General features: G+C 67.7%; 22 protein-coding genes and 1 tRNA gene. 12 read left to right on the top strand and 11 right to left on the bottom strand.

Features of this window, described 5'->3' with window-relative positions:
- Positions 1 to 24 precede the first annotated feature (24 nt).
- Both ACJH6I_RS12830 and ACJH6I_RS12825 read left to right on the top strand, forming a co-directional pair.
- A complete protein-coding gene (locus tag ACJH6I_RS12830; protein ID WP_318985229.1) occupies positions 25 to 852 on the top strand; it encodes an oxygenase MpaB family protein in 828 nt (275 codons plus the stop codon).
- 28 nt (positions 853 to 880) lie between these two features.
- A complete protein-coding gene (locus tag ACJH6I_RS12825) occupies positions 881 to 1276 on the top strand; it encodes a VOC family protein (RefSeq protein WP_318985230.1) in 396 nt (131 codons plus the stop codon).
- 12 nt (positions 1277 to 1288) lie between these two features.
- On the opposite strand, the gene ACJH6I_RS12820 is transcribed toward ACJH6I_RS12825, so the two are convergent.
- The 3 genes from ACJH6I_RS12820 to ACJH6I_RS12810 all read right to left on the bottom strand — a co-directional run bounded on the left by ACJH6I_RS12820 (position 1289) and on the right by ACJH6I_RS12810 (position 3724).
- On the bottom strand, positions 1289 to 1987 hold the full coding sequence (locus tag ACJH6I_RS12820; protein WP_318985231.1) for a DUF5666 domain-containing protein: 699 nt from the start codon (positions 1985 to 1987) through the stop codon (positions 1289 to 1291).
- 67 nt (positions 1988 to 2054) lie between these two features.
- Complete coding sequence (locus ACJH6I_RS12815) at positions 2055 to 2927, bottom strand: alpha/beta hydrolase (protein ID WP_318985232.1); 873 nt, start codon at positions 2925 to 2927, stop codon at positions 2055 to 2057.
- Entirely contained in the window at positions 2927 to 3724 is a 798-nt protein-coding gene (locus ACJH6I_RS12810) for a class II aldolase/adducin family protein (protein WP_406784189.1), read from the bottom strand. The genes ACJH6I_RS12815 and ACJH6I_RS12810 overlap by 1 nt, the downstream gene beginning before the upstream one ends.
- A 397-nt stretch (positions 3725 to 4121) precedes the next feature.
- On the opposite strand from ACJH6I_RS12810, the gene ACJH6I_RS12805 reads away from it, so the two are divergent.
- The 3 genes from ACJH6I_RS12805 to ACJH6I_RS12795 are packed head-to-tail and all read left to right on the top strand — an operon-like array spanning position 4122 to position 6061.
- The gene (locus tag ACJH6I_RS12805; RefSeq protein WP_318985234.1) at positions 4122 to 4961 is read left to right on the top strand and encodes an SH3-like domain-containing protein; all 840 of its coding nucleotides are present in this window, start codon (positions 4122 to 4124) and stop codon (positions 4959 to 4961) included.
- A gap of 30 nt (positions 4962 to 4991) precedes the next feature.
- The gene (gene scnC / locus ACJH6I_RS12800) at positions 4992 to 5723 is read left to right on the top strand and encodes a thiocyanate hydrolase subunit gamma (protein WP_318985235.1); all 732 of its coding nucleotides are present in this window, start codon (positions 4992 to 4994) and stop codon (positions 5721 to 5723) included.
- Complete coding sequence (locus ACJH6I_RS12795; RefSeq protein WP_318985236.1) at positions 5720 to 6061, top strand: thiocyanate hydrolase; 342 nt, start codon at positions 5720 to 5722, stop codon at positions 6059 to 6061. The genes scnC and ACJH6I_RS12795 overlap by 4 nt, the downstream gene beginning before the upstream one ends.
- Here the strand turns inward: ACJH6I_RS12795 and mddA are convergent, their stop codons facing one another.
- Positions 6062 to 6790, bottom strand: a complete 729-nt coding sequence (mddA, locus tag ACJH6I_RS12790) for a methanethiol S-methyltransferase (protein WP_318985339.1) — start codon at positions 6788 to 6790, stop codon at positions 6062 to 6064.
- Positions 6791 to 7134: 344 nt separating this feature from the next.
- Between mddA and ACJH6I_RS12785 the strand changes: the two genes are divergently transcribed.
- Positions 7135 to 7704 (top strand): hypothetical protein, encoded by a 570-nt coding sequence (locus ACJH6I_RS12785; RefSeq protein ID WP_318985237.1) that lies wholly within the window; start codon positions 7135 to 7137, stop codon positions 7702 to 7704.
- Positions 7705 to 7720: 16 nt separating this feature from the next.
- A complete protein-coding gene (locus ACJH6I_RS12780; protein WP_318985238.1) occupies positions 7721 to 8296 on the top strand; it encodes a hypothetical protein in 576 nt (191 codons plus the stop codon).
- On the opposite strand, the gene ACJH6I_RS12775 is transcribed toward ACJH6I_RS12780, so the two are convergent.
- From ACJH6I_RS12775 to ACJH6I_RS12765, 3 genes are all read right to left on the bottom strand, one after another.
- Positions 8293 to 9549: an HNH endonuclease signature motif containing protein gene (locus tag ACJH6I_RS12775; RefSeq protein ID WP_318985239.1), complete on the bottom strand. Its 1257-nt coding sequence runs from the start codon at positions 9547 to 9549 to the stop codon at positions 8293 to 8295. The two genes, ACJH6I_RS12780 and ACJH6I_RS12775, sit on opposite strands and share 4 nt — an antisense overlap.
- A gap of 41 nt (positions 9550 to 9590) precedes the next feature.
- On the bottom strand, positions 9591 to 12479 hold the full coding sequence (locus ACJH6I_RS12770; protein ID WP_318985240.1) for a BTAD domain-containing putative transcriptional regulator: 2889 nt from the start codon (positions 12477 to 12479) through the stop codon (positions 9591 to 9593).
- A 77-nt stretch (positions 12480 to 12556) separates the two neighbouring features.
- Positions 12557 to 13807 (bottom strand): PGRS repeat-containing protein, encoded by a 1251-nt coding sequence (locus ACJH6I_RS12765; protein WP_318985241.1) that lies wholly within the window; start codon positions 13805 to 13807, stop codon positions 12557 to 12559.
- A 259-nt stretch (positions 13808 to 14066) separates the two neighbouring features.
- On the opposite strand from ACJH6I_RS12765, the gene ACJH6I_RS12760 reads away from it, so the two are divergent.
- The 4 genes from ACJH6I_RS12760 to ACJH6I_RS12745 all read left to right on the top strand — a co-directional run bounded on the left by ACJH6I_RS12760 (position 14067) and on the right by ACJH6I_RS12745 (position 17799).
- Positions 14067 to 14342 (top strand): DUF4242 domain-containing protein, encoded by a 276-nt coding sequence (locus ACJH6I_RS12760; RefSeq protein WP_318985242.1) that lies wholly within the window; start codon positions 14067 to 14069, stop codon positions 14340 to 14342.
- A gap of 91 nt (positions 14343 to 14433) precedes the next feature.
- The gene (locus ACJH6I_RS12755; protein WP_406784145.1) at positions 14434 to 15639 is read left to right on the top strand and encodes a hypothetical protein; all 1206 of its coding nucleotides are present in this window, start codon (positions 14434 to 14436) and stop codon (positions 15637 to 15639) included.
- Positions 15640 to 15744: 105 nt separating this feature from the next.
- Positions 15745 to 16875 carry a hypothetical protein gene (locus tag ACJH6I_RS12750; protein WP_406774979.1) on the top strand — a complete coding sequence of 377 codons (1131 nt, stop codon included), beginning with the start codon at positions 15745 to 15747 and terminating at the stop codon, positions 16873 to 16875.
- Between the two features lie 213 nt (positions 16876 to 17088).
- The gene (locus ACJH6I_RS12745; protein ID WP_029105869.1) at positions 17089 to 17799 is read left to right on the top strand and encodes an MgtC/SapB family protein; all 711 of its coding nucleotides are present in this window, start codon (positions 17089 to 17091) and stop codon (positions 17797 to 17799) included.
- Positions 17800 to 17821: 22 nt separating this feature from the next.
- Here the strand turns inward: ACJH6I_RS12745 and ACJH6I_RS12740 are convergent.
- The 4 genes from ACJH6I_RS12740 to ACJH6I_RS12725 form a co-directional block, all read right to left on the bottom strand.
- Positions 17822 to 17896 (bottom strand) — tRNA-Val (locus ACJH6I_RS12740).
- 41 nt (positions 17897 to 17937) lie between these two features.
- The gene (locus ACJH6I_RS12735) at positions 17938 to 18393 is read right to left on the bottom strand and encodes a peroxiredoxin (RefSeq protein ID WP_212812160.1); all 456 of its coding nucleotides are present in this window, start codon (positions 18391 to 18393) and stop codon (positions 17938 to 17940) included.
- A gap of 184 nt (positions 18394 to 18577) precedes the next feature.
- Entirely contained in the window at positions 18578 to 19000 is a 423-nt protein-coding gene (locus ACJH6I_RS12730) for a DUF3052 domain-containing protein (protein ID WP_064979978.1), read from the bottom strand.
- Between the two features lie 118 nt (positions 19001 to 19118).
- The gene (locus tag ACJH6I_RS12725; RefSeq protein ID WP_212812161.1) at positions 19119 to 19658 is read right to left on the bottom strand and encodes a hypothetical protein; all 540 of its coding nucleotides are present in this window, start codon (positions 19656 to 19658) and stop codon (positions 19119 to 19121) included.
- A 152-nt stretch (positions 19659 to 19810) separates the two neighbouring features.
- Between ACJH6I_RS12725 and aceE the strand changes: the two genes are divergently transcribed.
- Positions 19811 to 22606, top strand: coding sequence for a pyruvate dehydrogenase (acetyl-transferring), homodimeric type (gene aceE, locus ACJH6I_RS12720; RefSeq protein WP_318985244.1), 2796 nt, complete (start codon positions 19811 to 19813; stop codon positions 22604 to 22606).
- Positions 22607 to 22632: the final 26 nt, after the last annotated feature.

Genomic DNA, 22632 nt, shown 5'->3' with positions numbered 1-22632 from the left:
CTCACAGTGTGTTTACTCGGCAGCATGCGGCTCGGTCCACCTCGGCACCCGAAGCGGGTTGTCGACCTCATCAACCCCGCGGCGGCGCTCGCACCGGCGGCCAACGTGATCATGCAACTGGCCCTGCCCGGGGTGGGCTACGGCGTGCTGGAGAGCCCCGTGGACAGCGGCAACGTCTACAAGCACCCGTTCAAGCGCGCCCGCACCACCGGTACCTATCTGGCGGCCGCGGTGTACGGCACCGACGACGACCGCGCGCTGATCCGCCGCGAGGTGGACCGGGTGCACGCGCTGGTGCGGTCGACGGCGTCCAGCCCGGTGAAATACCACGCGTTCGACCCGAAGCTGCAGCTGTGGGTGGCGTCGTGCCTCTACCGCTACTACGTCGACCAGCACGAGTTCCTCTACGGACCGCTCAGCCCCGAGGCCGCGGACGCCGTCTATCAGGACGCCCGCACGCTGGGCACCACGCTGCAGGTCCGCGACGGCATGTGGCCGGCCGACCGCGTCGCCTTCGACGAGTACTGGAAACGCACGCTCGACGAGCTGCAGATCGACGAGCCCGTCCGCGCGCACCTGCACGGCGTGGCGTCGCTGGCGTTCCTGCCCACCCCGCTGCGGCAACTGGCGGGGCCAATCAACCTGTTCGCGACGACGGGTTTCCTGCCCGCCGAATTCCGCACCCACATGAAACTGGCGTGGACACCGAGCCAGGAGCGCTGGTTCGGCCGGCTGCTGACGGCGCTGCGCCTGGCCGACCGGGTGATTCCGCGCGACGTGTGGCTGTTCGGCTACCAGCTGTACCTGTGGGACATGCGGTCGCGCGCCCGGCGCGGAAAACCGTTGGTATGACGCAACATTCACGATCAGGAGGCATCTCATGGCGTTCGCAGCTCTGAACCATGTCGCGGTCACGGTCAGCGACATGGCGGTCAGCGGTCCCTGGTATCGCGCCCTGATCGGCGAGGATCCGGTGCTCGACGAACACACCGACGCCGGCTACCGACATCTGGTGTGGGCCTTGCCCGGCGGCACGTTGTTCGGCATCCACGAGCACGACCGCGCCATCGAGCCGGGCCCGTTCAGCGAGTTCCGGGCCGGCCTCGACCACGTCGGTTTCGGCTGCGCCTCGCGGGACGAGCTCGTCGACTGGGCCGCCAAGCTCGAAGCGCAGGGCATCACCCACGGCGGCGTGGTCGACGCGCCCTACGGCTCGGGCCTGAGCTTCCGCGACCCCGACGGCATCGCCCTGGAGTTCTTCGCGCCGCCGGGGTGATCGCGGAATGACTCAGTGGTGCTCGTGCCCGCCGCCCCCGCCACACGCGCCGTTGACGGCGGGCCGCACCATCGCGAACGTGGCCTGCAGGGCGCCGTTGCCGTCCTTGGTGCCGCGCGCACCCAGACACATCCCGGCGGCGATCGCCTTCGCGTCCGCGCCGGCGGTCTTGGTGTAGCGGGTATCGGGTGTCACCGTCACGGTGATCTGGGCGTTGTCGGCGTCGGTGACCTGGATGGTGTTGCCGTTCACCGCGGCGACCGTGCCGTTGATGCCGTGCTCGCGCTTTCCGCCCTTCTCGCCGCACTGGGCGTTGCCCGGCCGGCCGACGAGGATGTTGGCGGCCGTCACCGCGGAACCGCTGTCGTTGCCCTTCACCGGGCGGACCGCGACGCAGTCGCCGGCCGTGACGTCCGTCAGCTGACCGGGGCTGAGCTGCGTGATGCGGGTCGAAGACGTGATGTCCACGGTGCCCGGCCCGTCCTTCCCGGTGATCGACACGGCGCCGCCGGACACCGAGTTGACCAGGCCTGACAGGCGGTCTTTGCCGCCCGCGCCTGCGGGTGCGGGGGCGGCGGACGACGGCGACGAACTGGCGGTGGTCGAGCCGGCCGACGGTGTGCTCGAGGATCCGCAGGCGGCCAGGGACAGCGCGGCGAATCCCGCGAGGGCGACGACGCCGCAGCGCCGGGTACGAGACGTAGTGGACATGAGCCCACAGTGACCGGCCCAGCAATGAACCAGCTCAGATCTTGTTATGAAGATGCTGGGCGCGCGGTCAGGTCAGGAATGCGTCCAATGCGGCGAACGTGTCGCCGGGGTTCTCCTCCGCGAGGTAGTGGCCGGCGTCGATGCCCTGGCCGCGAACGTCCCTGGCGTACTGCCGCCACACTTCGACCGGTTCGTACAGCTGACCGACGACGCCGCGTGCGCCCCACAGGATCAGCAACGGGCACTCGACCTTTCGTCCTTCGTCGGCGGTGTCGTGCACCAGATCGATGCTCGCCGCGGCCCGGTAGTCCTCGCACATGGCGTGAATGGCTTCCGGGGTGGCGAAGCAGCGCTCGTACTCGGCCATGGCCGCGGGGTCGTAGAATTCGCCGCCGCCGAAAGCCCCGAGGAAGGCCTTGAGCAGCACCGCGGCGGTCGGCTCGATCATCAGCTCGGGAAGTGGCGCGGGCTGGATGAAGAAGAACCAGTGGAAGTACGCGGTGGCCAGGGCCCGGTCGGCATGGTCGTAGACGTACTTGGTGGGGACGATGTCGAGCAGCGCGGCCCGGGTGACGGCCGCGGGATGGTCGAGCACCATCCGGTGCGTCACGCGCGCACCGCGATCGTGGGCGACCACGTCGAAGGTGTTGTGCCCCAACTGGTTCATGACCGCGACCTGGTCGGCCGCCATCGTCCGGAAGCTGTAGTCGGCGTGGTCACCGCCGCCGGGTGGTTTCGAGCTGTCGCCGTACCCGCGCAGGTCCGTCGCGACGACGGTGAAGCGCTCGGCCAATCGGGGCGCGAGGTGGTGCCACATCACGTGCGACTGCGGTGCGCCGTGGAGCAGCAGCAGCGGCGGACCCGAGCCGCCGATGACGGCCTGGATTTCGACGCCGTTGACGGCCAGCCGCTCGTCGGTGAATCCCGGGAAGAATCCCATCAGTCGAAGACGTCCGGCTGGCTCGCGACGATCTGCTCCCACAGCGGCCGGAACTGGAACCAGGCGACCATGTCGCTGCCGATCTGGCTGTGTACCAGTTTGGCGGTGTCGTGGTCGATGACGGTCGGCGTCCCGGCAGCCATCGCCAGCAGTTGTGCCTGACACGACCGCTCCATCGTGACGAACCACCAGGCGGCCGCCGAGACCGAGGTGCCGACGGTGATCAATCCGTGGTTGCGCAGGATGGCCGCCTTGTTGCCGCCGATTGCCGCGGCGATGTTCTTGCCCTCTTCTTCCGCGAGAACCACGCCACGGTAATCGAGATACAGGCCGTGGTCTTCGTAGAAGGGACAGGCGTCCTGTGTGAGGGGCTCGAGCGGGATGCCGAGGGCCGAGAACGACTTGCCGTACAGCGAGTGCGTGTGGGCGGCGGCGACCGCATCGGGCCGGGCGTTGTGCACCTGCGCGTGGATCGTGAACGCGGCTGCGTTGACCGGCCGCGTGCCGTGCACGACGTGGCCCTGATGGTCGACGCAGATGAGGTCGCTGACGCGAATGTGGTTGAAGCTCATGCCAAACGGGTTGACCCAGAACAGATCCGGGTTTTCCGGGTCGCGGGCGGTCATGTGGCCGGCGACGCCCTCGGAGAATCCCAACTTGCCGAACACCCGGAACGCGATGGCGAGGTCGCGCTTACGCTGCTCGCGTTCCTCCTCGACCGAGAGGCCCATGGGTGGCAGGGGTAGGTCGCACGGATCGGGCAGGGGGCCCAGCGCGCGCTCCAACAGTTCCCGCATCTCGTCGCTGATCGTGCTGACGTCCATCTCCCGGCCTTCCTCTGCGGCTGCCGAGCACAGCATCACACGTCAGGCCGGTTGGGGAAAGAGATGATTTGCTGGCATTCATCTCGGTGAACTCGTCCGGCCGGTGCCGGCCGGACCCGGGGACACCGACCGACGGACCGGTCGTCGCCGGCGCCGCCTGCACACGCCCGCGAAGGTGCGTGAATCGGTTTATGCGGCAATACGTTTGGCGAATGCGCGCAAACCGGCACGCAACTGCCGAAGCGGGGATATGGTCGAAACGTAGTCATGTGAGCCAGGACGCGGGGGTGCGTTCGTTCCTCGATACGTGTTGGATGCCGGACCGGCCCTCGCGTCAGTTTGTGGCGTCTGCACAACCCGAGGAGCTGCCATGAGCACAGCGGCCGAGCGCGCAGCCCAACTGGGCTTGGTGTCCCGCCTGAAATCGTCCTATCCCGAGCTGCCCGACGCTCCCTACCCCGACATGCTGGACCCCGCCCGCATCCAGGCGTACCTCAAGCCCGTGCACGACGTCGGCGGTGAGCCCGATGCGCCCATGGAGTACGTCAACAAGCAGTACGAACTGTGGGAACACATGACGTACGTCATCTGCGAGGTGCTGGCCTGGCGCGGCATCTGGCTGTCGGAGGAGCGGCGCCGCATCGGCAACGTCGACGTCGGCCGCGCGGAATACCTCGGTCTTCCCTATTACGGCCGCTGGCTGCTGTCGGTCGCCCGGGTCCTGGTCGAGAAGCACCACATCAGCCTCGGCGAACTCATGGAGCGAATGGCCGAGGTCAAGGCGCGCTACGAGGGCGGACTCGACGGCAAGACCCTCGAAGCCACGCCCAGATCCGAAGGCGACGGCGCGAACATCAAGCGCAACAAGCACCACATCGAAGCCGTCGGCATCGGCGATCCGCAGATCTACGCCGGCAAGGCCGGGACACCGAAGTTCAAAGTCGGTGACGCCGTGCGGGTGCTCGAGTTGCCGGTGATCTTCTACACCCGCACCCCGGAGTACGTGCGCGGCGCGACCGGCAAGATCGCCGTACTCGCCTACGAGAGCCCGGCGCCAGAGGACGAAACCTGGGACATCCCCGAGGCGCCGCCCGAGTGGTTCTACGTCGTCGAGTTCAACCAGTCCGAGCTGTGGCACGACTACACCGGCACCAAGCAGGACACCTTGCGCACCGAAATCCCCGAACGCTGGCTGGAAGCGGCCACCTAGCTCGAATCACCCTTGCCAGAAAGGATTTGCATGTCTGATCAGGGCTCCGATCACCACCACGATCATGACCACGATCACGCCCGCACCGTGAAGCCCATGGTCGACGAGATCACCGACTTCGAGGTCCTCGAGATCGCGTTGCGCGAATTGTGCATCGAGAAAGGCATTTTCACCGCCGAGGAGCATCGGCGGTTCACCGAGTTCGCCGAGCAGATCGGGCCCACCCCGGCGGCCCGGCTCGTCGCACGGGCGTGGCTCGATCCCGAGTTCGCCGAACTCGCCGTCAATGATTCACTGGCCGCCAGCAAGGCCGTCGGCGTCGACTGGCTGGAACCCACCGGCTTCGGCACGCCAAGCGATTTCGTGGCGTTCCAGATCCTCGCCGATACCCCGACGGTGCATCACGTCATCGTCTGCGCGCTGTGCTCGTGCTATCCCCGGCCGATCCTGGGGAACTCACCGGAGTGGTACCGCACGCCCAATTACCGGCGGCGCCTGGTGCGTTGGCCCCGTCAGGTGCTGGCCGAGTTCGGGCTCTACCTCCCCGACGACATCGAGGTCCGCGTCGAGGACTCCAACCAGAAGCACCGCTTCATGGTGATGCCGATGCGCCCGGAGGGCACCGATGGGTGGACCGAAGATCAACTGGCCGAGATCATCACGCGCGACTGCCTGATCGGCGTGGCACTGCCCAAGCCGGGCGTCACCACCAACGCAATCGTGACGACGCGGCCGGCCATGCACCCGGGGACGGCCGGATGAGCGACATCGCCCCGCTGCGGGACATCGTGGCGCGCGACCAGGTCTGGTCACGCATGGCCGCCAAGTGGGGCGTCGAAAACCCCGTTCCCCCATGGAAAACCAGCCTCGACGGCCTGTGCGACGCACTGGACCATTCGGCCTGTGATACCGAGGTGCTCAGCTTCAAGGAGCGCCGCGACGAGGAGGACGCCCTCTCCGCCACGGTGTATGCGGGCCTGCCGTACCCCGAGAGCCAGTTGGTCTCGCTCGCCCACTCGCTCGTCGCCCGCGGCGTCATCAGCGAAGCCGAGTTGCAGGAGCGGCTCGAGAGCGTCCGCGCGCGCCTGGAGGCAGGCTGATCACCGTCGCAGCGAGGGCACGAGCATCGGCACGCGCGCACGATAGGTGCGGTACTGATCACCCAGCACGGCGATCAGGTCACGTTCCTCGAGCTGGATCGCAACGAGGATGTACGCGGTCGTCGTGACTGCGAACAACAGATGCCCAGCTGTCATGGTCGGCGTGGCCCAGAAGGCGATGACGAATCCGAGCATCAGCGGGTGCCGCACCAGGCGGTAGAGCAGCACCGTGCGAAAACCCTTGTCCGCATGGACCTTAGACTGCCACGCGAGCACCACTTGGCGGACACCGAAAAGCTCGAAATGGTCGATCATGAAGGTGGAGGCGAGGACCGTCATCCAGCCCACGGTCGCCAGTGCGTACAGCGCCACGGCGACCGGTTCGGAGTTCACCTGCCACACCACGGTGTCGATCGAGCGCCATTGCCAGAACACCAGGGCGAGCGCGGCAGACGCGCAGAGCACATAGGTGCTCCGCTCGATGGCCACCGGCACGAAACGGGTCCACCACCGTTTGAAGGCCGGCCGGGCCATCACGCTGTGCTGGACCGCGAAGACGGTCAACAAACCGAGGTCGACGATCGCCGCCTGTCCGGCCGGCGCCGGGATCGCGCGGTCGACGCTGCGCGGCACGATGACATCGGCGACGAACCACATGGCGTACACGAACACAGCGAGAAACAGCGCGTAGCTCACCGCGCCGTAAACCAGTGCGGCCGAGCGGGCGATCCGTCGGTCGGCGGGTCGCGAGGTGGGGTGACGGAGCACCGGGCAGCTGGTGATCTTCGGTCCGGCAACGACGTCCGGCGGCGGTGTGGGGCTCATGGGAATTCCTCTCGGGTGGTGCGGTTTCGTAGTCACCCGACGATCCGTCCCCGCTCTGCACCAAACGTTGCACCGCTATGAAATGCCGAGGTCAGCACGGGTTTCAGAGGGTCTACGCACCGCGTGCCGCACTGTCTGCACCGGCGGCACCAGCCGACCACCTGCGCCTTTCACGACTTCTTCAGCAGCGGGCAACGTCACCCGCGCACGGTGATGCCGACAACAACCACTGCCTGAGGAGATCAGCAATGAACGTCATCAACCACCTGGCCGGCCTGGCCGCCGTCGCGGCGACCGTCGGCCTCGGTACCGGGGCCGCCGCGGCGGCGCCCACGCAAACCGACGGTGCCACGCTCTACATCTGTCAGGACATCGGAAACCCCAGCAGCTACCGGATCACGGTCAAGGGCGCCTACCCGATGCAACAACCCGATGCGGCCGGCTACCTCATCCACATGAACGACGGCAATCATCCCGGCGGCTCCGGCCCCGGCGGGCTGCGCGTTCAGCTCAAGGCCGACGATCCCGGCAACGGCTCCGACTACGACATCGGCTACGGCTTCTACCCCACGACCCAGACCACCAGTGAGGGCTATCTGCAGGCGGGCCCCGCGGGACTCGAGTATCGGCGCGAAATGGTCGTGCCCCGACCGAATTTCAACGAGGACTACAAACAACCCGGATCCGACGACGACGTCGACGAGGTCTACGCCGTCGCGACTTTCCGCGACGGCGGCGGCGGTGAACGTCGTGCCGTGACGCAGGTCATCACACGCAATTTCGAGGTGTCCGGCATCTGCGACGGCTGCTGCCACTAACCCGAGGAATACGACAATGAACACCCACTCATGGCCGGTAAAACTCGCCGCGGCCGTTCTCGCCGTGACCGCCGCCACCGCCACACCAGCTGTCGCGGCGCCCAAGCCCAGCGGCGCAACGCTTTTCCTCTGCCCGGACTTCGGCAGGCCCGGCTACTACCGGGTGACCATCCGCGGCGTCTTCCCGATGACGCAGGCCGACGCCGAGGGCTACCTCATCCACATCGACGACAATCCCGCCAAGCCGGGCCACATGGTCTACTACCTGCAGGACGACGACGGTCACGGTCACGAGGGCGACAGCAGCATCGCCTACCTGCAAGTGCCGCACCGGCATTCGGACGCCGGCGGTTTTCTCCGGGCCGGCCCTGCCGGACTGGAATACCAGCGCGAGCTTTCGGTGCGTACCTACGACCTCGATGCCGACGGCACCAAGTGGTACGACCCCGACCGGGTCACCGGCGAAGACCTCGACGAGATCTACGCCGCGGCGACGTTCATCGACGCCGACGGCGGCGCGCGGACGCAGATCAGTCAGCAGATCACCAAGGACTTCACCGCGCCCGGCGTCTGCGACGGGTGCTGTTCCTAGGCTGCCGGTGGTGTGGGTGGTGGTTCGAAGGGTTGGTACCACCACCATTGGGCGCGCTCCCCGGTGGGGCCGGGGCAGGGCGGCACAGCAGGGCGAGCTGAGGTGGGTGGCCGCGCAAGAGATCCGCCGTCGAGCTGGCGGCCCGCAGCATCGGTCACGACCAGCCGATCAGCCGGCCCGGTGATCGTGATGACCCGCTGGTGATGCAACCGGTGATGGTACGGGCACACCAGCACCAGGTTGTGCAGCTCGGTCTCCCCGCCGTTCTCCCAATGAATGATGTGATGGGCATGCAAGCCGCGGGTCGCCCCGCACCCGGGGACCCGGCAGCAGCGGTCGCGGTGCTCCAGCGCGCGGCGCAGCCGGCGACTGATGGTGCGGGTGCTGCGGCCGACGCCGAACGGCTGCCCGTGTTTCTCGAGCCACACCTCGCAGGTGGCATCGCACAACAGCAGTTGGCGTTCCTCGTCGGTGAGCACCGACCCCAGATGCAAGGCGGCCGTGCGCTGTTCGAGGTCCGCATGCACGACGACGGTGGTGCGCTGCCCATGCGGCCGCAGTGCGACATCGCTGTCCCAACCGGCCTCGACCACGCTCATGAACGCATCCACACTGTTCGGGAACGGCGGTGCCTGCTCCGACACTTGCCCTTCGGGGTCTTCGTGGTCGCGTTTCCAGTCCGCGACCATCGCATCCTGATGCGACGCCAGCGCGGCATCGAACTTCGCCGCTTCCAGTTTCGGCAGCCGGATCTTGTACGTGACCGAGCCGTCATCATGGGTGGTCTTGGCGATCGACCGCGGCACCTCGGGCTTCGGCTCGGGCTCCGGGCGCGGTTCCAGTTTCACCGCAGTCCGCAACTGCGTGACCGTGGCGCTCTCGGCGAACTGCGCGTAATGCTCATCAGAACCCTCGCCGGCATGCTCGGCGACCACCCCAACCTGATCCAGCGACAACCGCCCCGCACGCATCGCCTCCGCGCAGCGCGGGAACTCCTCGAGCCGGTGCGCCACCGCCACCATCACTTCCGCATTGCGCGGTGAGACACCGGTTTTCCACGCCATCAACGACGCCATCGACCGCGCACCGGTGGCACCCCAGAGCCCATCCCGGTCGATCTCGGCGGCAATCTGCACCAACCGCGCATCGATCGCGTTGCGCTGACCGGTCAGCTCACCGATCTCCGCGAAGAACGCATCCATCCGCTCGCACGGCGACGACTCAACATCGAAAGCCGTTGCGCTGCTGGACATGACACCATCAAAGCAGAAGGGTACGACAAGTTTTGCGCGTCTCATATGAAGCGGCGCAGCGCTGTACGCGCGTAGTCGACGATCTCGGTGCCCCTCGGCACGGCGACGTCGACGCCGTCCAACTGGGCCACCTGGTCGGCGCTCAGCGGTGGCCGGCGGCCCGCCGCCACCGCGGCATGATGCAGCGCCGCGGCTTCGGGAAGTGCACCCACCTGGAACATGAACCGCGCTATGCAGCCCAGGTTGTCCCACTGCAGCGGAATGACTTTCGACGGTCCGGCGATCACGAACATCTCGAGTGTGACGTGGTAGCCGCGCGCTGCCGCGCGACGGTCACCGCGGGCGGCATGGATGGTCGCCGATTCCATTTCGGCCATGGCGATGAGCCAGGTGTTCTCCACGGTCGATGCCAGCTCGTGGGCATCGCTGATGATCAGCAACGCCTCGTCCGGTTGGCTGACCGACAGCGCCCGCGCCAGCGCACAACGCGCCAACGCCCGTCCTGTCGGGTTTCCGACACCGTCCGCGATCCGCACCGCTTCCCGCGCGGCCGGCAGCGCCGATTCGTTGGTCCGCATCGCCTGATACCCGAGCGAGATCCGCTCCGCCGCGAGCAGCCTTCGCAGTGGGTCGGTGCCATCGCCCGCCCCGGAGAACAGCTCCTCGAAATAGGCAGTGCTGGTGGATAAATCGCCGTCATTCATCGCGACGTCGGCTAGGACATCGGCGGGGTAGGCGAGAAATGACACGTCCGCGCCCGGCTCGCGGCCTTCGGCCAGCGCGATGATCGCCCGCGCGTGCGCGAACTCCCCGAGCACCTGATAGCCGCGGGCGACGGTGCCGACGGCCGCCGGGAACAAGGGATGGTGACGGTCGGCGGCCTGGATCGCCCGCTCCACCCAGTCCATCGGGTCATAGCCCACCCGAAGGTGGATCTCCGGCAGCGACGTGGCGAGCCGGAGTGCCAGGTCGATGTCGTGGCGCGACATCGCGAACTCGAACGCTGTCCGGAGATTATCGAAATCCGGTGCGACGAAAGTGGTTCCGGCCTTGGGTAGGACCCGCTGTACCCATGCCGCTTCGTCGCGGCCGCGCATCCCGGCCGACGCGCGCTCGGCGAGTTCGACGAAATACGTCGCGTGGCGCGACGCCACGGCGTCTGCGCTCCCGTTGTCCTGCAAGCGTTCCCGTCCGTACGCGCGCAGTGTCTCCAGGACGTCGTAGCGGGTGCCGCCGGGGCCGGTGCGCACCATGACCATCGACTTGTCGACGAGGCCCATCAGCATGTCCAACACGTCGTCGTCGGTGGTCCCGGGGTCGGCGCACACGCCGTGTACCGCATCGAGGTCGAACCCACCCGCGAACACCGACAACCGCGCGAACAACTGTTGTTCGGCCCCGGACAGCAGCCGGAACGACCAGTCGATCGTCGCGGTGACACTCTGCTGACGCGGGTGCGCGCCGCGCTTACCGCCGCTGAGCAGGCGTAACCGATCCAGTCGGCGGGCGACGTCGCCGCTCGACATGGCCCGCATCCGGGCGGCGGCCAACTCGATGGCCAATGGCACTCCGTCGAGCCGTCGGCAGATTTCCGCCACAGCGCCCGCCGGCTCGCGGTCGGGATCGAAATCGGGCCGGCTGGCCCTGGCCCGGTCGACGAACAACTCGGCGGCGTCGTCCTCAGACAACGGCTGCACCGGCACGATGCGCTCGGCTTCGACCCCGAGCGGTTCTCGACTGGTGGCCAGCACCGTCACGCCGGGACACTCATAGGTGATCCGGTCGATCAGGGTGGCCGCGGCGGTGAGCACGTGCTCGCAGTTGTCGATGACCAGCAGCAGTTTAAGCGGACGCAGATGATCGATCACCGCATCGTCGACGTCCTGTCCGTAGCCGGCCTGCACCCTCAGCGCGGCGGCCACGGCGCGGCCGATGGCCGAACCGTCGCTCAGCGGCGCCAACTCGCAAACCCACACGCCATCAACGAAATTGCGCTCTTCGCGGGCCGCGGTCTCGAGGGCAAGGCGCGTCTTGCCGACGCCGCCGACTCCAGTGAGCGTGACGACCGGCCCGTCATCGAACGCGGAGATCACGCGGCGCACGTCGTCGTCGCGACCGACGAGCCGGGTGACGCGCCGCGGCACCACCGGTTCCGCCGCCGCAGGGGCCGCCGCGGCGTGGTGCTGGACGGGCCGCGCCGGATCGCCGTCGAGGATCTGTTGCTGCACCGCCTGCAGCGCCGGGCTGGGGTCGACTCCCAATTCCTCGACGAGCCGTTCGCGCATCGCGCGGTACGTCTTGAGGGCGGCAGCCTGTCGGCCACACCGGTACTGCGCCAGCATCAGTTGTCCGGCCACCCGTTCATCGAGCGGATGCGCCTGCAGCGTCGTCGTCAGCTCGTTGAGGAACTCACCGTGGCGGCCCGCACCGAGCGCCGCGTCATTGCGGTCGAGGACCGCTGAAAACCGCTCAGCCTCAAGCGAACCCCGTACCTCGTTGGCCCACGGCGTGTCGATCGTGGCGAACGGCTCCCCGCGCCACAGCCGCAGTGCGGTGTCGAACAGGCCCGCGGCCTCAGCCGGGTTCGGTGCCGTCCGAGCCCGGCCAAGCGTGTCCCGGAACAGATGGACATCCACGGTGCGCGGATCGGCCTGCAGCGCATAGCCGGCGGGGCCCCGGACGATTTGTACGCCATCGGTCTCCGAGAACAGCTGTCGTAGTCGAGAGATATACGCCGCCAACGCATTCCGCGCTTTGTGCGGCGGCTCGTCGGCCCACACCCGGTCGATGAGCTGATCAGACGACACCGGACGGTTGACGTCGACCAGCAACGCCACCAGCACGCACCGCTGGCGTGCATGACCGACGTCGAGGCGCCGGTCATCGACCAGCACCTCGACGTCGCCGAGCACCCGAAACTCCACCGCCATCGACGTACAGCGTCCCCCAAGTTTCGGCCCGGCGCCCGGCATTCGCGGCAATCATCGCCGGGCGCCGCCCGGCGAACCTACCCGTTGCTGCCATTGCTGCCGTTGCCGTTGTTGCCCTGGCCGCCGGTACCGCCAGTACCTCGCGGGCTGCCGCCGTCACCACCGTCGCCGCCCTTGGCTGTGCCGGTCTTCGTGGTCGCGTTTCCCCCGTCGCCGCCGCGACCACCGGTACCCAACGGACCGCTGTTGCCGCCGTGACCGCCGCCGCCCGCCTTGGCCGCGCCCGAGGTCGACGATGCCGCGCCACCGGTACCGCCCGCACCGCCCCTGCCGACTTGTGAATTCGCACCGGAACCGGCGTAGCCGCCGCTGGCGCTCACCCCGGCGCCGCCACCGCCCGCACCGCCCGCGCCTCCGGTTCCCGAGAATCCACCGTCGCCGCCCGCGCCGCCGCTGCCACCGATGCCCTGGCCCTGGCTGCTCGCGCCGTTGCCGCCATCACCCCCGCGGCCGCCCGTCCCGACGAATGTCCCGGATTTGCCGCCGTGCCCGCCGGTGCCGCCGACCGCGGTACCGACGTTGGTGGCGTTGCCACCCCGACCGCCGTTGCCCCCATTGCCGGCGATGGTGCCGCCGTTCCCGCCGGAGCCGCCCGGATGGCCCATCCCGCCGTCGGCCGACGACGCGTTGGCCCCGGCGCCGCCGTCACCGCCATTCCCGAACAGCCCGGCGTTGCCGCCATTGCCCGGGCCCTGAGTTGCCGTCGCGTCACCGCCCCTGCCGCCGTTACCGAAGAGCAGTCCGCCCCGGCCGCCGTTCTGGCCTGCCGCGCCGTCGGCTCCGTTGCCGATCAACAAGCCGCCGTTCTCACCCGGCGCATCACCGTTGCTGACGAAGATGCCGATGAGCTCGCCGAGCGGGTTGCCGCCCGCGCCCGGTTGAAGTGCCGTCGGCGACCCATCTCCGACGGGCGGGCGCGATGCCACCGACGCGAGCACCGCGGGGCCGAACACGAGCGCCGTGTCGCCGGCGACTCGCACCCGTGGTTCGTTGTGCACCGGACGGCTGGCGACAACGGGAGCGCCACCGATACGCCCCGCTGACTGCCGCTGCGCCGCAACGGATTCCACTGGGGTTCGCGGCGAGGCCGGCATCGTCCGGTCCGCATCCGCCCTGGCCGGCTCCGTCACGGCGGCACGCACCGTCACCACATCGACGTGGCGCGGCAGCTCCGAAGACTCCTCGTGCGATGCGAATGACGTTGGCAGCATCGCGATTCCGATACCCAGCGCCATCGCCAGCGGACCCACCCGACCGACTGACTTCATGTCCAACACCGTCTTCTCCGTTCCTCATCAGGTCGTTGCCCGACGAAGCATCGGACGGTTCGAAGGTGCACCGGGGCCGTTGCGTGCGGCTGAAACAGTTGTGAAGGGCCGGCCGGCAAGACGGACATGGATCGCCGTTTCGCACCGCTCTGACCAGCCGATTTCAGAAATCCGTCAAAGCTGCGGCAACCGAGCGGGTGCAGTGTTCGAGACGACCGCGACGGCCGTCGTGGATGTCGGAACCAGAGATGGAGAGATCATGAAGCGCTACCTCATCGAGCGGGAGATTCCAGGGGCCAGCGAGCTGACCGAGGCCGAGTTGTCCGATATCGCGGCGAAGTCGAACGACGTCGTGGCGAACCTCGGGGTGCCCTATCGCTGGATCACCAGCTACGTGGCGGGCGACAAGATCTATTGCGTCCACGAGGCACCCGACGAGAACGCGGTCCGCGAGCACGCCCGGCGAGGTGGCTTCCCCGCCGACAAAGTCGCGGTACTGGCCAACGAATTCGGCCCGGAGTCCGCCGATACCTGATGGCGCTTTCGGCCCACAGCCGGCGCCTAGGTGCCACACTGGCGGCGGGCAGCGCAGCCCGATGACTCGAGCGGTCCGAGGAGCCTTCGCCATGCTTGCGGTAATTGCCACGATCCCGGTCGGCGGTGGTCCCACCGCGCCGGCGTCGAGTCCCAGCGGGGACCGCATCTACGTTGGCAGCACCGCCAACCCGACGATCTCCGTGATTGCCACGGTCACCAATACGGTGATCGACTCCATCGGGCCCGCACCCCTCGGACTGCAGGGCGCCCAGCAGTTGACGGTGCACCCGGACGGTACTCGGCTGTACTGCAACACCTTCGGCGCGGTGGCGGTGGTCGATGTCAACGCGAAATCCATTGCCGCCCTGATCCCTTCGGGGTGGGCGGGAATGGTGGCTGTCCATCCCGACGGCTCCACCGTCTACCTCGCGTCGGGCGGCGACGACAGTGGCACTCCTGACCCGAAGGTCATACTGATCGACGCCGCCACCAATACAGTGACGGGAAGCATCAAGGTCGACGAGGCGTATTACGTGGCCGTCAGCCCCAATGGCGCCCGACTCTACGTGGCGGGCTACGGCGCGGACACGCTAGCTGTCCTCGACACCACCAGCCACAGCGTCGTCAGCACCATCTCCGTCGGCAAGCCGGTCTCCGGACTCGTCGTCAGCCCCGACAACAGTCGCATCTACGTGATGGGCGCGGTTGAGTTCGGCGTCACCACCTGCTCGGTGACCGCGGTGGACGCCGCCACCGGTGCGATCATCGGCGGCGTCACCTTCCCGCTCGGCAAGGAACTCAGCGACATCGCCGTCGCGCCCGACGGCTCGGCGGTCTACGCCACCCAGCAGACGGGCGACGTCAACCGGATCGACACCACCACCATGACCGTGACCGACACGGTCAGCATCGGGAGTTACGCAGGGGCCGTTGCTGTTTCGCCCGACGGATCACGGATCTACGTCACCAACCGACATGCCAACACGGTGTCGGTGATCGCCCAGTTGCACGTCACGCCCGCGGACCTCCACCTGCCGGATCTGGTCGGCAAGCTGATTGGTGGCGCCGCCTCCGGCGGCAACGGCTGGCTGGTCATCGGCGACCACTTCTATCCCATCCCGCCCCGCGAGCCCGCACTACAGGCCGTTGCCCGCGCGCTCGCTCCGCACGTCGGCAAGCCCGTGCAGAACCACGAACTGGGCCAGCGCCTGCGCCGCACCCTGTCGGCCGAACCCGAGGCCCCGAAAATGGCACCCGGCAGCTTCCACCCCGACGAGCACCGCCCGCAGCACTGAGCGCGGCCGGATCCCGGCACGAACATTGCGATTGCCCAGCACCGAGACAATTTTGTCGATACCGTCAATATTGCTTGAGTTCCACTCTCGGTCAGGAGCTTTCACATGCATACACTCACCGCCCGTCTGAGCCTGCCCACCGCCGCCGCTGTCATGGCCGCGGGCGTCATCGTCTCCGCTCCCCCGCCACCAGCATTGAGGGCCCTGCCGGCACCGATCGTCCACAGCGTCCAGGTGCCGCACATCCAGGTACCCGACATCCAGCTGACCGCCACCATCGCCGACATCCTGGAATTCCCCGCGTTCAAGCAGTGGGTCGCCAACCAGATCACCGACTTCGTGACAATCAGCGCGGGCCTGGTCAAAGCAGGCCAGGGCGTCGGGCAGACCATCGCCGCCATCCCGGGACTCGTGACCACCGTCGCGCAGCAGGTTCTGGCCCGCGACTTCGTCGGCGCGCTCGGCACCGTCGAAGCCGGCGTGATCGGCGCGGTGACCGTCATCGGCGGACCGATTCTGGTGTCCATGATCGCGCGCGACCAACGCGTGCTGGCCGTGGACCAGGCGTTGGTGCAAGCAGTCCCGGTAGCGCTGATTGGTCTCGGCACCGGTCTGCTCGGCGGATTCAACGCTTTCGCGACCTCGGCCATCATCGCCACTCAGAACGTCGTGGCGGCGCTACTGCCCATCAACATCGGCAATCTCGTCACAGCCGTCGTCGACGGCGCCAAACTCGTCGTCCAGGGCCTCAAGACCGGCGCCGCCAACGTCATCGACGGAATCGCCTTCGCGCAGAACACCATCGCCAACGCGCTCGCGACCAAGCCCGCGGCAATCGCGGCGGTCGACACGACCACGCCCACGGCGGCAGCCGGCGTCGAGGCCACCGCAATACCGAAGATCACCACCACCAAGGTCAAGCCCACGATCAAGCTTGCGCCGACAGCGGCCAAGCCAACGGTGACCGACCCCAAGGACACCAAAGACCCGACGGATCCCAAGGATTCAACGACACCCGACACCGTCTCGACGACGAAGCACGACACCGACTCCGGTACCAAACCCGACACCAAACCCGACACCACCGGAGCGGCAACCGACACGAACGCCGGCGCTGGAACGTCGGACACCGGCAGTAAGGCCGAGAAGCAGACCGCCCCGAAGAAGCCGAAGTCCAAGTTCGGCAAGAAGACCCAGGGCAAGAAGGCCGCGGCGACGTCGCAGGCCGCCGCCTGACGCCCAGCACATCGGGAGGTAACTCACAGCGGACCTCAGCAACGCGAAATCCGCACTGGTTCAACGATATCCGCGCCTCAAGGTGAACGGCGGGTCGGCCGCCGTTCACCTTGAGTTCGCACACCGTCCCTATCATCCGCCCCTACTGCCGTCGCAGCCGTGGACGCGCCGAGAGCGCGCCCCGGCGCACGAAAGCAACAGGAGCACAAGGTGATCGACACACTGGATATCGCGCTGCGGATCGGCGCCGGCCTGGGCCTCGGCGCAGCGATCGGGCTGGAACGCCAGTGGCGGTCCCGCAACGCCGGGTTGCGCACCACCGCGCTGGTGAGCCTCGGCTCCGCGCTGTTCGTGATCATGGGCGGCTACACCTTCGCAGGCGAACACGCCGACCCAACCCGTGTTGCCGCCCAGGTGGCGTCCGGCATCGGCTTCCTCGGTGCCGGCGTGATCATGCAGCAGGGCGCCACGATCTCGGGGCTCAACACCGCGGCCACCCTGTGGGCCTCCGCCGCCATCGGCGCCCTGGCCGGCGGTGGACTGATGCTGCCCGCGGTGATCGGCAGCTGCGCGGTCATCGCCGCCAACATCTTCCTGCGGCCGGTCGGGCGCACGCTGGACCGTCACCGCCGCCCGGGCGCCGAAGAGTCCTCCGCCGAATACCGGTTCGAGGTGCGGTGCGCGACGAGCGCCGAACTCCACATCCGGAGCCTCATCTTCGACGCCATCTCGCACCCCAACCTGACGGTGCGCTCCATCTCTGCCGTCGACTTACCCGATGACGAAGGAGTCCGCATCACGGCCACCGTCATCGCCGACGAGCGAGACGACCACCGCATCGAAGCGGCCCTCGCCGATGTCATCAAGGCACCTGCCGTCACCGCGGTGCGGTGGAGTGCCGACGACATGAGCCCGGTCGACTAGTAAGCCGCTACCTGGGGAAAGTTGGTGGGCGCGGACGGTATCGAACCGCCGACCGCTGGTGTGTAAAACCAGAGCTCTACCACTGAGCTACGCGCCCCGCCCCGGGCACGCTACACGCCGATGGCGGGTCAGGGAAAATCAGTCCAAGGCCGCCAGGGCGTCGACCCAGACCTGCTGGTCCCGCGCCTCGCCGGGCGATGTGCACTCCGCGAACCGCACGATGCCCTCCCGGTCGACCAGGAATGTGCCCCGGTCCGGGTAGCCCGAAACCTCGTTGAAAACCCCGTACAGCTGGGACACCGCGCCGTGCGGCCAGAAGTCGCACAGGATCGGGAACTCGAAGCCCGATTCCCGCGCCCACACCTTGTGAGTGGCCGGCGGCCCGACCGAGATGGTCAGCGTTTCCACCGAATCATTGCGGTACCGGGCCAGGTTTTCCTGAATCTCGCCGAGCTCCCCCGCACACACCGGGGTGAACGCCAGTGGGAAGAACACCAGCAGCACATTCCGGCCGCGCAGCGCCGACAGCGTCACGGCGCGACCGTGCTGGTCTTTGAGAGTGAAGTCCGGCGCGACGGACCCGACCTCGATCATGACTCAACCCGCGAATGCAACGTGGTGGCGGAAATCAGGCCGCTTTTCCGCCGTGTGGTTGCACTCGCGGCGACAGTGGCCCACAAACAGACAGCGGCCCACAAACAGACGGTGGCCCACGAACATCGCACAGAGCCGGGCACGTCAGACCTACGAGACCGCGGCGCCAGGGCACCGACCACCACTAGTGCCGGCCCGCGGCCTTCGACTTGGGCTGCACCAGGCGGCTGGCGATCCAGTCCCCGAGGTTGGCCGACGAGGTGACGACGAGTCCTGCGGTAGGCGCCGACTCGGCGATCTCGGCAGGCTGAACGTGGCCGTTCTTGCCGGTCTTCGGGGTGGCCACCCAGATCACGCCGTCGTCGGCCAGCGGGGTGATGGCGTCCATCAGACGGTCCACCAGGTCTCCGTCGTCATCGCGCCACCACAGCAGCACGACGTCCACGACTTCGTCGGAATCCTCGTCGAGAAGCTCTCCGCCGCACGCATCTTCGATGTCAGCGCGGATGTCGTCGTCGGTGTCCTCGTCCCAACCCAGCTCCTGGACGATCTGATCTTTGTGAATGCCCAGTCTCTGGGCGTAGTTCGGCGCGTCCGCCGCGGCCACCGGTGTCCTCCTCTAACCTGCTTGTTTGCAGCCCGTGTGTGTGGAACCCAATAGTCGCACGCGACGACGATTCATTCGACGCAAGACACATCTTTGATCGACAAGATCAGCGCACGTGTTACCCGCATGCGGTCTCGGTGGCCGACTTGGCGTTGTTGAACGAGTCGACCGCCGCATTGAAATCAGAGGTCGACGCGTTCGTGCTGATCGCCGTCGCCAGCGCCTGGGCCGCGGCTGACCAGCCGGCGAGCGCCGCCTTGAGGGTGTCGGACTGCACCGTCGTGGCGCTCTTGGTCACCGCGTCCGCGGCGTGGTGCAGTGCGTCGACCGCGGCCTGCAGCTTGGCGGCGTCGGTGCCACCGGCGTTCTCGGCGTCGACGTAGGCGTTGACCGCCTGCATCGCCGGTTTGCCGGTGTCGACGAACGTCTGGCACGCGGCCTCGGTCGCCGCTGCGGAAGCACTCGACGAACTGGAACTGGCCGACGCTGCCGCGGACAGCGACACCGAGGTGCGGTACGCCGCCGCGCCGGGCTGGTCGACCGTGGAGCTGCCTTCGACGGACTTACTGCAGCCGACGATCATCATCCCGACCATCGCCAGGGCCCCGGATACCAAAGCGGCTGCGCGAAGCCGCGACACACTAGCCGCGCTGGTCATCATCAGCTGACCGTACAGGGTCGATGCGGCAATCACAGGCATCCGAACGCGTACTCGCCGGTAGCCCACCCCAACGCCTAATCTGCGGAACGATGGGGGGACCATGGGCAGTGCCAAAAGCATCCCCAAAATCGCATACCAAGGAGTGGCAGTTGACCACTGAGTTCGTGCGCCAAGACCTGGCTCAAAACTCCAGTACCTCAGCCGAACCGGACCGGGTTCGGGTGATCCGTGATGGCGTCGCGTCGTATCTTCCCGACATCGACCCGGACGAGACCGCCGAATGGCTGGAATCGTTCGACGACCTGTTGGCTCGGTCCGGGCCCGCACGTGCGCGGTATCTGATGCTTCGGCTGTTGGAGCGCTCGCGGGAGATGCGCGTGTCCATCCCCGCGCTGACGTCCACCGACTACGTCAACACCATCCCCACCGATCTGGAGCCGTGGTTCCCCGGTGACGAAGAGGTCGAGCGCCGCTTCCGCCGCTGGATCCGCTGGAACGCCGCCATCATGGTGCACCGCGCACAGCGGCCGGGAGTCGGTGTGGGCGGCCACATTTCGACGTATGCGTCGTCGGCTTCGCTGTACGAGGTCGGCTTCAACCACTTCTTCCGCGGCAAGAACCACCCGGGCGGCGGCGACCAGATCTTCATCCAGGGCCACGCCTCCCCCGGCATCTACGCCCGCGCCTTCCTCGAGGGCCGCATCGACGAACACCGGCTGGACGGCTTCCGCCAGGAGCACTCGCATGCCGGCCTCGGCGGCGGCCTGCCGTCGTACCCGCACCCCCGCCTGATGCCCGATTTCTGGGAATTCCCCACGGTGTCAATGGGTTTGGGCCCGATGAACGCCATCTACCAGGCCCGCTTCAACCACTACCTGCACGACCGCGGGCTCAAGGACACCAGCGATCAGCACGTGTGGGCGTTCCTCGGCGACGGCGAGATGGACGAGCCCGAGAGCCGCGGCCTGATCCAGGTTGCCGCCAACGAGGCGCTCGACAACCTGACGTTCGTCGTCAACTGCAACCTGCAGCGCCTCGACGGCCCGGTCCGCGGCAACGGCAAGATCATCCAGGAGCTGGAGTCGTTCTTCCGCGGCGCCGGCTGGAACGTCATCAAGGTGGTGTGGGGCCGCGAGTGGGACGCCCTGCTGCACGCCGACAAGGACGGCGCACTGGTGAACCTGATGAACGTCACGCCCGACGGTGACTACCAGACCTACAAGGCCAATGACGGCGCGTATGTCCGCGACCACTTCTTCGGCCGCGACCCCCGCACCAAGGCGCTGGTCGACCCGATGACCGACCAGGAGATCTGGAACCTCAAGCGCGGTGGCCACGACTACCGCAAGCTGTACGCCGCCTACCGCGCGGCCATGGAGCACAAGGGCCAGCCGACCGTCATCCTCGCCAAGACCATCAAGGGCTACACCCTGGGCAGCCACTTCGAGGGCCGCAACGCGACGCACCAGATGAAGAAGCTGGCGCTCGACGACCTCAAGAAGTTCCGCGACGCGACGCGGGTGCCGATCACCGACGCCCAGCTCGAGGAGAACCCGTACCTGCCGCCCTACTACCACCCGGGCTCGGAGTCGCCGGAAATCCGGTACATGCTCGACCGGCGCCGGGCGCTCGGCGGCTTCCTGCCGGAGCGGCGCACCAAGTCCAAGCCGCTGCAGCTGCCGGGCCGCGACGTCTACAAGTCGCTCAAGAAGGGCTCGGGCAACCAGGCCGTCGCCACCACGATGGCGACGGTGCGAACCTTCAAAGAACTGTTGCGGGACAAGAACATCGGACCGCGCATCGTCCCGATCATTCCCGACGAGGCCCGCACCTTCGGCATGGACTCGTGGTTCCCGAGCCTCAAGATCTACAACCGCAACGGCCAGCTCTACACCGCCGTGGATGCGGATCTGATGTTGGCGTACAAGGAATCCGAAGTCGGCCAGATTCTGCACGAGGGCATCAACGAGGCCGGGTCGACGGCGTCGTTCACCGCGGTGTCGACGTCGTACGCCACGCACGACCTGCCGATGATCCCGATCTACATCTTCTATTCGATGTTCGGGTTCCAGCGCACCGGCGACGGCTTCTGGGCGGCCGCCGACCAGATGGGCCGCGGCTTCGTCCTCGGCGCCACAGCCGGGCGCACCACGCTCACCGGTGAGGGCCTGCAGCACGCCGACGGTCACTCGCTGCTGCTGGCCTCGACCAACCCCGCGGTGGTGGCCTACGACCCGGCGTTCGCCTACGAGATCGCGTACATCATCGAGAGCGGCCTCGAGCGCATGTACGGCGACAACCCCGAGAACGTCTACTTCTACATCACCATCTACAACGAGCCGTACGTCCAGCCGGCCGAGCCCGAGAACTTCGACCCCGAGGGCGTGCTGCGCGGCATGTACCGGTTCCGCACCGCGACGGAGAAGCGCTCCAGCACGGCGCAGATCCTGGCGTCGGGCGTCTCGATGCCCGACGCGCTGCGGGCGGCTGACATCCTGGCCGCCGACTGGGATGTGGCGGCCGACGTGTGGTCGGTGACCAGCTGGGGTGAGCTGAACCGCGACGGCGTGGCCATCGACCGGCAGGCGCTGCGCCACCCCGAACAGCAGGCCGGCGTCCCGTACGTGACCGCCCAGCTCGCGAAGACCGCGGGCCCCGTGGTCGCGGTGTCCGACTGGATGCGCGCGGTGCCCGAGCAGATCCGGCCGTGGGTGCCGAACACCTACGTCACGCTCGGCACCGACGGGTTCGGCTTCTCCGACACCCGCCCGGCGGCCCGGCGTTACTTCAACACCGACGCCGAGTCGGTGGTGGTGGCGGTGCTGGAGGCCCTGGCCCGCGACGGCGAGATCGACCCGTCGGTGGCCGTCGCGGCGGCCAAGCAGTACCGGATCGACGACGTCTCGGCCGCCGAGGTGTCGTACGCCGACACCGGCAGCGCGTAGTCCGCAGACGCTGAGATGACGGTTTC

It is taken from the genome of Mycobacterium sp. SMC-13 (assembly GCF_045311035.1).
Classification (GTDB): domain Bacteria; phylum Actinomycetota; class Actinomycetes; order Mycobacteriales; family Mycobacteriaceae; genus Mycobacterium.
Note: the sequence above shows the minus strand (reverse complement) of the source record. Positions and strands in the feature narration are given on the sequence as shown.

What these genes read in the sequence shown, in the direction of transcription:
- ACJH6I_RS12770 (WP_318985240.1), bottom strand. Translation starts at nt 12,479, where the DNA reads ATGGCGGTGGAGTTTCGGGTGCTCGGCGACGTCGAGGTGCTGGTCGAT.
- ACJH6I_RS12825 (WP_318985230.1), top strand. Translation starts at nt 881, where the DNA reads ATGGCGTTCGCAGCTCTGAACCATGTCGCGGTCACGGTCAGCGACATG.
- ACJH6I_RS12780 (WP_318985238.1), top strand. Translation starts at nt 7,721, where the DNA reads ATGAACACCCACTCATGGCCGGTAAAACTCGCCGCGGCCGTTCTCGCC.
- ACJH6I_RS12785 (WP_318985237.1), top strand. Translation starts at nt 7,135, where the DNA reads ATGAACGTCATCAACCACCTGGCCGGCCTGGCCGCCGTCGCGGCGACC.
- ACJH6I_RS12810 (WP_406784189.1), bottom strand. Translation starts at nt 3,724, where the DNA reads ATGCGGGAACTGTTGGAGCGCGCGCTGGGCCCCCTGCCCGATCCGTGC.
- ACJH6I_RS12750 (WP_406774979.1), top strand. Translation starts at nt 15,745, where the DNA reads ATGCATACACTCACCGCCCGTCTGAGCCTGCCCACCGCCGCCGCTGTC.
- ACJH6I_RS12805 (WP_318985234.1), top strand. Translation starts at nt 4,122, where the DNA reads ATGAGCACAGCGGCCGAGCGCGCAGCCCAACTGGGCTTGGTGTCCCGC.
- ACJH6I_RS12820 (WP_318985231.1), bottom strand. Translation starts at nt 1,987, where the DNA reads ATGTCCACTACGTCTCGTACCCGGCGCTGCGGCGTCGTCGCCCTCGCG.
- ACJH6I_RS12815 (WP_318985232.1), bottom strand. Translation starts at nt 2,927, where the DNA reads ATGGGATTCTTCCCGGGATTCACCGACGAGCGGCTGGCCGTCAACGGC.
- ACJH6I_RS12725 (WP_212812161.1), bottom strand. Translation starts at nt 19,658, where the DNA reads ATGACCAGCGCGGCTAGTGTGTCGCGGCTTCGCGCAGCCGCTTTGGTA.
- ACJH6I_RS12775 (WP_318985239.1), bottom strand. Translation starts at nt 9,549, where the DNA reads ATGTCCAGCAGCGCAACGGCTTTCGATGTTGAGTCGTCGCCGTGCGAG.
- ACJH6I_RS12795 (WP_318985236.1), top strand. Translation starts at nt 5,720, where the DNA reads ATGAGCGACATCGCCCCGCTGCGGGACATCGTGGCGCGCGACCAGGTC.
- ACJH6I_RS12760 (WP_318985242.1), top strand. Translation starts at nt 14,067, where the DNA reads ATGAAGCGCTACCTCATCGAGCGGGAGATTCCAGGGGCCAGCGAGCTG.
- ACJH6I_RS12735 (WP_212812160.1), bottom strand. Translation starts at nt 18,393, where the DNA reads ATGATCGAGGTCGGGTCCGTCGCGCCGGACTTCACTCTCAAAGACCAG.
- ACJH6I_RS12830 (WP_318985229.1), top strand. Translation starts at nt 25, where the DNA reads ATGCGGCTCGGTCCACCTCGGCACCCGAAGCGGGTTGTCGACCTCATC.
- ACJH6I_RS12765 (WP_318985241.1), bottom strand. Translation starts at nt 13,807, where the DNA reads ATGAAGTCAGTCGGTCGGGTGGGTCCGCTGGCGATGGCGCTGGGTATC.
- ACJH6I_RS12755 (WP_406784145.1), top strand. Translation starts at nt 14,434, where the DNA reads ATGCTTGCGGTAATTGCCACGATCCCGGTCGGCGGTGGTCCCACCGCG.
- scnC (WP_318985235.1), top strand. Translation starts at nt 4,992, where the DNA reads ATGTCTGATCAGGGCTCCGATCACCACCACGATCATGACCACGATCAC.